General features: G+C 74.4%; 7 protein-coding genes. 6 read left to right on the forward strand and 1 reads right to left on the reverse strand.

All coding sequences use genetic code 11. The annotated features are described in order from the left end of the window. A partial coding sequence (locus tag C1A33_RS14335; protein ID WP_101832015.1) for a hypothetical protein occupies positions 1-615 on the reverse strand: 615 nt, incomplete at its 3' end. Positions 616-1,038: 423 nt separating this feature from the next. Here C1A33_RS14335 and C1A33_RS14340 point away from each other — a divergent pair. The 6 genes from C1A33_RS14340 to C1A33_RS14365 form a co-directional block, all read left to right on the forward strand. Further along, positions 1,039-1,779, forward strand: coding sequence for a hypothetical protein (locus C1A33_RS14340; RefSeq protein ID WP_101832016.1), 741 nt, complete (start codon positions 1,039-1,041; stop codon positions 1,777-1,779). Next, the gene (locus C1A33_RS35715; protein ID WP_207770308.1) at positions 1,776-2,462 is read left to right on the forward strand and encodes a pilin; all 687 of its coding nucleotides are present in this window, start codon (positions 1,776-1,778) and stop codon (positions 2,460-2,462) included. Before C1A33_RS14340 ends, C1A33_RS35715 begins: the two co-directional genes overlap by 4 nt. A gap of 62 nt (positions 2,463-2,524) precedes the next feature. Next, positions 2,525-3,607 (forward strand): TrbL/VirB6 family protein, encoded by a 1,083-nt coding sequence (locus C1A33_RS14350; protein ID WP_133150672.1) that lies wholly within the window; start codon positions 2,525-2,527, stop codon positions 3,605-3,607. 102 nt (positions 3,608-3,709) lie between these two features. Further along, positions 3,710-4,684, forward strand: a complete 975-nt coding sequence (locus C1A33_RS14355; RefSeq protein ID WP_243407549.1) for a PrgI family protein — start codon at positions 3,710-3,712, stop codon at positions 4,682-4,684. Continuing rightward, positions 4,681-6,531, forward strand: coding sequence for a VirB4 family type IV secretion system protein (locus C1A33_RS14360; RefSeq protein WP_101832018.1), 1,851 nt, complete (start codon positions 4,681-4,683; stop codon positions 6,529-6,531). The genes C1A33_RS14355 and C1A33_RS14360 overlap by 4 nt, the downstream gene beginning before the upstream one ends. After that, positions 6,528-8,992, forward strand: a 2,465-nt coding sequence (locus C1A33_RS14365; RefSeq protein WP_243407550.1) for a type IV secretory system conjugative DNA transfer family protein, incomplete at its 3' end; no start/stop codon positions are given. The genes C1A33_RS14360 and C1A33_RS14365, both read left to right, overlap by 4 nt.

Here is an 8,992-nt window from a genome sequence, read left to right on the forward strand (position 1 = left end):
GGTGAACACGGCGAGGTCGGCGTGAATGCGCAGCGGCGGCAGCGGGGTGGGTAGCGTCGGGTCGTCGGCCGGGTCCCAGCCGCTGCCTGCGGGCGGGGCCAGAAGGCTGCTGGGGAAAGGCAGGCGGAGGGCGAGGAGATGCTGGGTGTAGGTCAGGCCGGCGTCGAGGGCCGCGGCGACCGTGTCCGTGAGGGGGTCGGCGAGCGGGTCGGGCGGGGAACTCTCGGGAATGACGGTGAGGAGAATGCCGCCGGGGCGTAGCAGGGCGGTCAGATCGGTGTAGAGGTCGGCGAGGGCGGTGCGGTCTTCGATGGCGGTCTGCTGGTCGAGGACCAGGTCGACGGCGGCCGGGTAGCGGCGCAGAAGAATGGCCGGGGGGATGTCCGCGGCGCCGAGGGTGTTCGCGCGGCGGGTGCGCCTTCCGGCGGCGGCGCACACCTCGGCCGCGGCGGTCGGAATGGTGCTGGTGGTGACAACAAGATCGCCGGGCTGTGTGTAGGAGTGGAGAATCCGCCGGGTGATATCGGCGGGCAGGCTGTCATCGTCTCCGTCGCGGGTGGTCCAGACGGTGAGGGGTACCGGTTCGGGGCCGGTGCTGGCGGGCGTGGGGGCCATGCGGCGTCTCCTTCGGGATAACCACGTCGTACGTGTCGCGCCGCTCCGAGCGGGCCGGAGGGGCGTGGTTTTCAGGGAAACGCCGGCACCTGTTTTTATCCCTGACAGAGCTGGCGGTGGCGCTGACAGTGCGACGAAGGGTCCGTACCCGCTTTCCTGGCGGCGCACTGACAGTCCGTTGGCGAAACCGCTGACAGCTTGGAAATTCAGAAGGCGAGGGAGGACTCTGCTCACACCTTCCCTGTCCGTCGACTCGGCGCTGGATGGTGCTGCGACGCAAGCTTTCTGACACTCCCGGATAGCGAAGTCCAGCCGGCCTGTGAGGGGTGTTGTCAGGGTTGGTATCAGTGCTGTCAGGGGTTTCGCCAGGTGGCGCTGGCTTTCTGGTCTCGCACACGTTTCGACGAGTTGCGAGGGAGACCTGTGAACGACGATTTCGAGGTCGAGCCGACGGCGTTGGATCTTGCCGCTGTCGCGTTCGACGAGGCCGCGGATTCCGGCCGCTATCTGCTGGACCTCCCCCAGATGCAGCCGGATATCCCGGCCGGACGGATGGGGCTGCGGGAGCTGCGCGCCCTGCTGGCGGGTTCGACGCCGCGTGGGGTGTGGCGGGCCGCGGTGTGGCGGGAGATGGCGTGCCGCCAGGGCGACGAGGGCTGGCTGTCCGGGGCGGTGGGGGTGGCGCTGCCGGCGTTGCGCCGGGTCGCCGCCGGTCTCGCCGGGGATGACCCGACGATCCGACCGGACCTGGACGGCGAGCTGGTGACCGGTTTTCTCATGGCGCTGCGCCGCCTGGCGCCGGAGGCGCCGCTGTTGGAGGTGCGGCTGCTGTGGACGGCCTACCGGACCGGCCTGGCGTATGCGGCGGTGCACTGCCCGCTGCTGCCGATCGGAACCTGTGTGCCGGCGAGCGCGGGGGTGCCGCCCCGGCCGTGGGGCACGGGCCTGCGGCCGGTGCTGCGGGCGGCGGCGCGGGCCGGGGTGCTCGTCGCCGGGGAGGCGGAGCTGCTGTGGGCGGTGCGTGGTGAGGGCCGGGCGCCGGCGGAGTTGTCGACGGAGCAGGTGCCGGGTGAGGAGTGGGCGTTGCGGCTGTGCGCGGCGGAGCTGGTGCTGATGAACGCGGTCCTGTCGGGCCGGCTCGCTCCGGCGGGAGGTGACCGGTGAACCGCGCCGTGCGCATCATCGCCCAGCTGATCGACGCGCTGCGGCGCGGTGTGCGGCGACCCGCCGCGGCGATGGGGCGTCGCATCGACGGCGGTCCGGGATGGCTGCGCCACCTGCTGACCCTGGCCGGCTGTGTGGTGGGCGCGGCGGGAACGGTGGGCGGCGGTCTGCTGCTGGCCGGCCTGCTCGCCCGGCTGACCGACACGCCGTCCCCTCCGACGCGTCTGGTCGGGGTGGCAGCGGCGCTGCAGCTCGCGGCCGGCGGCGCCGCTGCGATTGCCGTGCTCACCGGCCCGCAGGCACGCTGGCGCCCTCGGCTGTCCGCCCGCGGCCGGCGGCTGCTCGCGGCCGGGGTGGTGACGCTGACCGTGCTGCTGATCCTCGTCCTGGTCGTGGCCGGACACGCCGTCGCTGCGCCGCCGGCACCGGCACCGGCTCCGCCTCCGGGGGTCACCGACCTCAACCAGGTGATCACCAACATGCGGAACTGGCTGATGGGCATTCTGGCTGGTGCCGCGACCCTGTTCGCCTCGATCGGGGGCCTGCGCTACATGGGCGCGAACGGCGACCCCGGGGAGATCGAACGGGCCAAGGGCGCGTTCAAAGCGGCCGGGATCGGCTATGCGGCGGCGATCCTGGCGCCGGTGGCGTTGACCGCGTTGCGTTCGGTGGTCGGCGGCTGATGGGCAGGCTGCGAGCACCGCGACACCGTGTCCGCGGCCGGGGGCTGCGGCGGATCGGTGTGGTGGCCGCCGCGGCGGGTGTGCTGGCGGGCGCGGTGGTCCCGGCGTTCGCGGCCACCCCCGCGCCGCAGGCACCGCCCGCGCTTCCCTACGACGAGCTGCCACCCACCCCGTCGACGTCGGCGACCCCGAACCCGCAGCCGGGCCCCTCCCCGGATCCGAAGGGCGGCGCGGGCGTCAGCCTGATCCCCGGCTTCCTGCGGGGCTTGACGGACATCCCGGGGAAGATCGCCGACGCGATCAACAGCTGGCTGCGCAAACTCGCCGAGGCCGCGCTCGCGCCGATGATGGACCTGCTCGGCGCGACCGTCCTGTCCACCCCCGACGTCACCGACCGGGCGACGATCCAGGAGATCTGGTGGGACAGCGTCGCGATCGCGGACAGCCTGATGCTGCTCGTGCTCACCGCCGGCGCGCTGCTGGTGATGGGCCACGAAACCCTGCAGACCCGCACCACCGCGAAAGAACTCGCCCCCCGCATGGTCGTCGGGATGGTGCTCGCGCATCTGAGCCTGCCGCTGCTGGGACTCGCGATCAGCCTGGCCAACGGCATCTCCGCCGCCCTGGTCAAGGGGCGGATCACCGCGCAGGGCATCGGGTCCACCCTGACCACGACGCTGGCGCTGAGCGTGGCCGGCCCGTTCGTGTCGCTGCTCCTGCTGGCCGTGGCCGCCTTGGCGATCGCCCTCGTCATCGGCTGGGGCGTGCGCCTACTCGTCCTGATGCTCCTCGCGGTCAGCGGACCACTGCTGCTGATCGGCTACGGCCTGCCGCAGACCGCGGGGCTCGCGCGGCTGTGGGGGCGGGCGCTGGCGGGCTGCCTGTCGGTGCAGGTCGCCCATTCCCTGCTGCTGCTTATCGGCCTGCGGGTGCTGTTCTCCGATGAGGGGCATGCGCTGCTACCGAACCGGGGCAGCCTGCTCAACATCCTTCTCTGCGCCAGCCTGTTCGTGTTGGCGTTGCGCCTGGAGGGCTGGGTGACCCGCATGGTGCTGCGCAGCACCGGCGGCCCGAGCACGGCCGTGACCCTCGTGAAGGTTCGGTTGCTGCGCCGGGGCCTGCAGGCCGCCGGCATCCGCGTCTGACAGGCCGCCCGCCCCGCAAGCTCCCGGCTGGCCGCTGCGCGCCTTCCCTCTTCTCCTCGTTTCTTCTCCTTCTCTCGTCCTGCGACTGGGAGTGATGTGATCATGTCGTCCTCGCCGGCTGTGCCGGACCGCACCCGCGTGCCGGCGGATGTGGACCGGCCCGATGAGATCCTCGCTGGACTGACCGGCCGCCAACTCGGCGTCCTCGCGCCTCCGCTGCTGCTCGCGCTGTGCGTGTTCTGGGTGGCCCGGCCGTATCTGCCGATACCGCTGCTGATCGTGCTGTGCGTGCCGCCGGTCGGGGTCGGCGCCGCGCTCGCGTTGGGCCGCCGCGCCGGCCTTCCCCTGGACCGCTACGCCGCCGCCGCGTTCACCCACCGGCGCACCCCACCCGTGCAGACCGCGCTGCCCCCGTCCGGCCCGCCGACCGTGCCGGGTTGGGTGCCCGACGTGCAGGCCGCGCACCGTCCGCCCGTCGCGGCACGGCCGCTGGCCGGCGGCGTCGCCCCGGCGGGAGCGGGTGTGATGGCAGGGGTAGTGGATCTCGGGGACGCGGTCGCCGTGCTCGCGGACGTCGATGCCACGAACATCACTCTCGCCACTGGGGAGGAACGCGCGGCGAAGGTGACGTCCTTCGCGCGGATGCTCAACGCCGCCGCCGGCCCGGTGCAGATCACCGTGCGCACCGTGCCCGTCGACCTCGCCGGCCACGTCGACGCGGTCGCCGCCCACGCCCGCCGGCTGGCGCATCCGGCGCTGGCACGCGCCGCCGCCGAACACGCGGGGTTCCTGGCGGAGCTGGGCCGGGGCCGGGCGCTGCGGGAACGGCAGATCCTGCTCACCGTCCGCCGCCCCGCCGGGTCCGCACGCGGCGGACGAGACGCCGCGGCCGCGCAGGCGGTACGCCAGCTTGAGGAAGCCGCCGGCCTGCTGGCCACCGCCGGAGTCCGGGTGCGCCTGGCTGATGCGGCCACCGCGGGGCGGATCGTCGCCGCCTGCGCCCATCCCGACCTGCCACCCCCACCCGACGGCGCCACCACGACCGGCGTCGTGCACGCCACCGGGGTACGGCGGTGAGCCGGCCGCGACGCGATGGGCGTCGACACCGCGGGCAGGTCAGCCGGCTGGTAGGGCCGGTCGGGTTCACCCCCGCACTGACCCTGCACCCCGACCGGCTCGAGGTCGGAGGGCTGTGCGCGTCGACGCTGCTGGTCGCCGGCTATCCCCACGAGGTGGGCACGGCCTGGCTCGAACCGCTGCTCGCCTACCCGGGCCGCCTCGACGTCGCCATGCATCTGCAGCCGACACCCCCGGGCGTGGCGGCGGCGCGGCTGCGCCGGCAGCGAGGCCGCCTCGAGTCCGGCCGCCGCCTCGCGGCTGCCGCCGGCCGGCTCGAGGACCCCGACGTCGAGGCCGCCGCCGACGACGCCGCAAACCTCGCCGGCCGCCTCGCCCGCGGCGAGGCCCGCCTATTCCAGGTGGGCCTGTATCTCACCGTCTACGCCGACGACCAGGACACCCTCGCCGACGAGGTGGAACGCGTCATCGCGCTCGCGCACAGCCTGCTGCTCACCGTGCACCCGGCGCGCTACCGGATGCTCGCCGGCTGGACCACCAGCCTGCCCCTCGGCGCGGACCTGCTCGGCGCTACCCGCACCATGGACACCGCCGCCGTCGCCGCGAGCTTCCCCTTCACCTCTCCGGACATTCCACTACCCGACCCGCACCGCGACGGCGCCGCCCCCGTCGTCTACGGGCCGAACCTGTCCTCCACCGGGATCGTCGCCCACGACCGATGGGCGAACACGAACTACAACTCGATCACCCTCGCGACCTCGGGTGCCGGCAAGTCCTACCTGACCAAACTCGACGTGCTGCGCAGCCTCTACCAGGGCATTGACGTGCACGTCGTCGACCCCGAGGACGAGTACGCGCCCCTGGCCGACACGGTCGGCGGCACCCACCTGGCGCTCGGCGCACCGGGGGTGCGGCTCAACCCGTTCGACCTGCCCGCCCACAGCCGCAACGACCCGGAGCTGCTCACCCGGCGGATGCTGTTCGCCCACACCTTCCTCGCCACCCTCCTCGGCACCGGCCACGACGACCCGACCAGCCGGGCGGCACTCGACCGCGCACTGCTCGCCGCCTACGCGGCCGTGGGGATCAGCCAGGACCCGGCCAGCTGGACCCGGCCCGCCCCGCTACTCGCCGACGTCGCCACCGCCCTTGCGGCCGACCCGGACGGGCAGCACCTCGCCGGACTCCTCGCCCCCTTCACGACCGGCTCGCATCGGGGCCTGTTCGACGGGCCGACCACCCAGACACCCGCCGGCCACCTGGTCGTCTACGGGCTGCGCGCCCTGCCCGACGAGCTGCGCGCCGCCGGCACCCTGCTCGTGTTGGACGCGATCTGGCGGCACGTCGCCGACCCCACCCGGCGCCGCCGCCGCCTCGTCGTCGTCGACGAAGCCTGGCTGCTCATGGCCCACCCCGCCGGCGCCCGCTTCCTCCTCCGCCTGGCGAAGGCCGCACGCAAATGGTGGGCGGGGCTGGCACTGGTCACCCAGGACGCCGGGGACCTCCTCGGCTCGGAGCAGGGCCGCGCCGTCATCGGCAACGCCGCCACCAAGTTCCTGCTGCGCCAGGACGCCTCCGCCGCCCCGGCCGTCCAGGCCGCGTTCGGGTTGACCGACGGGGAGACCGCCGCGCTGCTCGCCGCCCGCCCCGGCGACACGCTGCTCGCCACGGGCCCGCGCCGGGCACTGTTCCGCGCCCAGGCCAGCGACCACGAACACGACCTGATCACGACAGATCCAGTGGCCGTCGCCCGCCCCTCGGCCAGGGGCAGGGCGGCCTCGCGTGGTGCGCGCCAGCCACCTGCCGGCCGGCCGCGTCCACCTTCCTGCTTGGAGCAGAGGTCATGATGTTGGATCCGCTGTCCCCACTGTCACCTCCACCCCCCGCCGCCCCGGCGGCGGGGCCGGCGGGCTGGCTGACCAGCCCCTCCCACGCCGCACACACCCTCACCCGGCTCCTCACCGAGTGGGGCCTGCCGGTTGGCGTGCCGCTCGCAGTGCTCCTGCTCGCTGCCGTGGTGCTCGGCTCGCGGTGGCGGGTGGCCCGCGACGCCGCGCTGGTCGCGGACGCCCGCACGGTGGAGATCCTCATGCCGCCCGAAGTGGACCCCGCTGCGGCGGCGGCGTTCTGGGGACAGATGAGTGGCCTGCTGCGCCCCTTCTGGGCGCGGCTCCTGCACGGCCAGCCCTATCTCGGGTTCGAGATCGTGGCGCGCCGCGCCGGGACCGCGTTCCGCCTGTGGGTGCCGGGCGTGGTTCCGCCCGGGCTGGTGGAACGGGCGGCGGGCGCTGCCTGGCCCGGTGCCCGCACCACCACCCACCGGCCCGCCCTCGACCCCTTCCACCCCGCCGACACCACCGGGACCTACGAGGTCGGCGGCGGGCTGCTGGCCGAAGGCGGCGTGCTCTCTTTGGCCCGCACCGAGGTTCTGCCGCTGCACGCCGCCCCGCCGGGCGATCCGGTGCGGGCGCTGCTCGGCGCCGCCGGCGAACTTGACGACGACGAGATCGCCGCGGTGCAGGTGCTGGCCCGGCCGGTCACCGGACGTCGCCTCGCGCAGGCCCGCCGGGCCGCCGCCCGTCACCGCGGCCAGCAGGCCGGCGGTGTGCACCTGTGGGCCAGCGCCCTCGACCTGATCACCCCCCACAGCACCCGGCCGCAGGCGGCGGCGCGCCGGCCGGGGCCGACACCGCCGGAGGAGGCAGCGGAGTCCCGGGCGATCGGACAGAAAGCCCTCGGCCCCCGCTTCGAGGTCCGTCTCGCCTACGGCGCCACCCGCCCCACCCCCCTCGGCCGGGAGGAGGCCCGCCGGGCGCGGGCGGCGCTGCGAGGCCGGGCGCACGCGCTGGCCACCGCCTACGCCGTGTACGCCGGCCACAACCATCTGCGCCGGCTGCGCCTGCCCGACCCGGTGCGGGTACTCGCCGAACGGCGGCTGCGCCGCGGCAGCCTGGTCGGCGTCGACGAACTCGCCGCCCTCGCCCATCTGCCCGTGGACACCGCCGTGCCGGGCCTGGCCCGGGCCGGTGCCGCCGCCGTCGCCCCGCCCGCCGGCATCCCCGACGCCGGCCCCGGCGTGAAGACACTGGGCCGCACCGAGGCCGGCCGGCGCCGCGACATCGGCATCGACGTCGCCGCCGCCCGCCATCACCTGCACATCCTCGGCGCCACCGGCTCCGGCAAGAGCACCCTGCTCGCGAACATGATCCTCGACGATGCGGAGGCCGGCCGCGGGGTCGTCGTCGTCGATCCCAAAGGCGACCTCGTCGGCGATCTCCTCGACCGGCTGCCCGCATCCGCCGCCGACCGGCTGACCCTGCTCGACCCCGACGACCCGGCGCCACCCCCGGTGCTCAACATTTTGGACGGCCGTGATCCGGGGCTGGCAACGGATCAGCTGGTGGGGATCTTCCGGCGGATCTGGGCGGACAGCTGGGGCCCCAGAACGGACGATTTGCTTCGTTCCACCGCCCTCACCCTGCTCACCGGCCGCCGCACCGGACAGCCCGCCCCGACCCTCGTCGACGTGGTCGACGTCCTGGTCGACCCGCGGGCACGGCGGGCCGCTGCCGCGAGGGTGTCCGATCCGATCCTCGCCGGCTTCTGGGACTGGTACAGCGAGCTGTCCGACGGGGCGCGCGCCGCCGCCGTCGGCCCGCTCATGAACAAGCTCCGCGCCCTGCTGTTGCGCGACTTCGCCCGCGCCGCGCTGGCCGGCGGACCCTCCACCATCGACGTGCCCGCTGTTCTCGACCGCGGCGGGATCCTGCTTGTCCGCGTCCCCAAAGGCGCGATCGGTGAGGACGGCGCGCAGATCGTCGGCAGCATCGTGCTCGCGAAGGTGTGGCAGGCGGCGCTGCGCCGTGCGGCTCTTCCGCCCGCCCGGCGCCCCGACTGCGCCGCGTATCTGGATGAGGCGCAGAACTTTTTGACGCTGCCCGGTGCGGTCGAGGACATGTTGGCCGAGGCGCGGGGCTATCGGCTGAGCATGGTGCTCGCTCACCAGCATCTGCGCCAGCTCCCCGGTGACCTCGCTGACGCGCTGTCCACCAACGCCCGCTCGAAGGTGTTCTTCGCCGTGTCACCGCGTGACGCCGCGGACCTCGCCCGTCACGTGACCCCGGTCCTGTCCCACCACGACCTCGCCCGCCTACCTGCCTACACCGCTGCCAGCCGGCTGATCGTCGCCGGCGAGGACAGCGCCGCGTTCACCCTGCGCACTCGCCCCCTGCCCGCCGCCATCCCCGGCCGCGCCGCCATGCTGCGCGCGGCCGGGGATGGCGGCGGGCAGGGGGCGAGTGCGCAGGG

Origin of the sequence: Frankia canadensis (assembly GCF_900197875.1) — a bacterium.
In the GTDB taxonomy this organism is placed as follows: Bacteria; Actinomycetota; Actinomycetes; order Frankiales; family Frankiaceae; genus Frankia; species Frankia canadensis.

What these genes read in the sequence shown, in the direction of transcription:
- C1A33_RS14355 (WP_243407549.1), top strand. Translation starts at nt 3,710, where the DNA reads ATGTCGTCCTCGCCGGCTGTGCCGGACCGCACCCGCGTGCCGGCGGAT.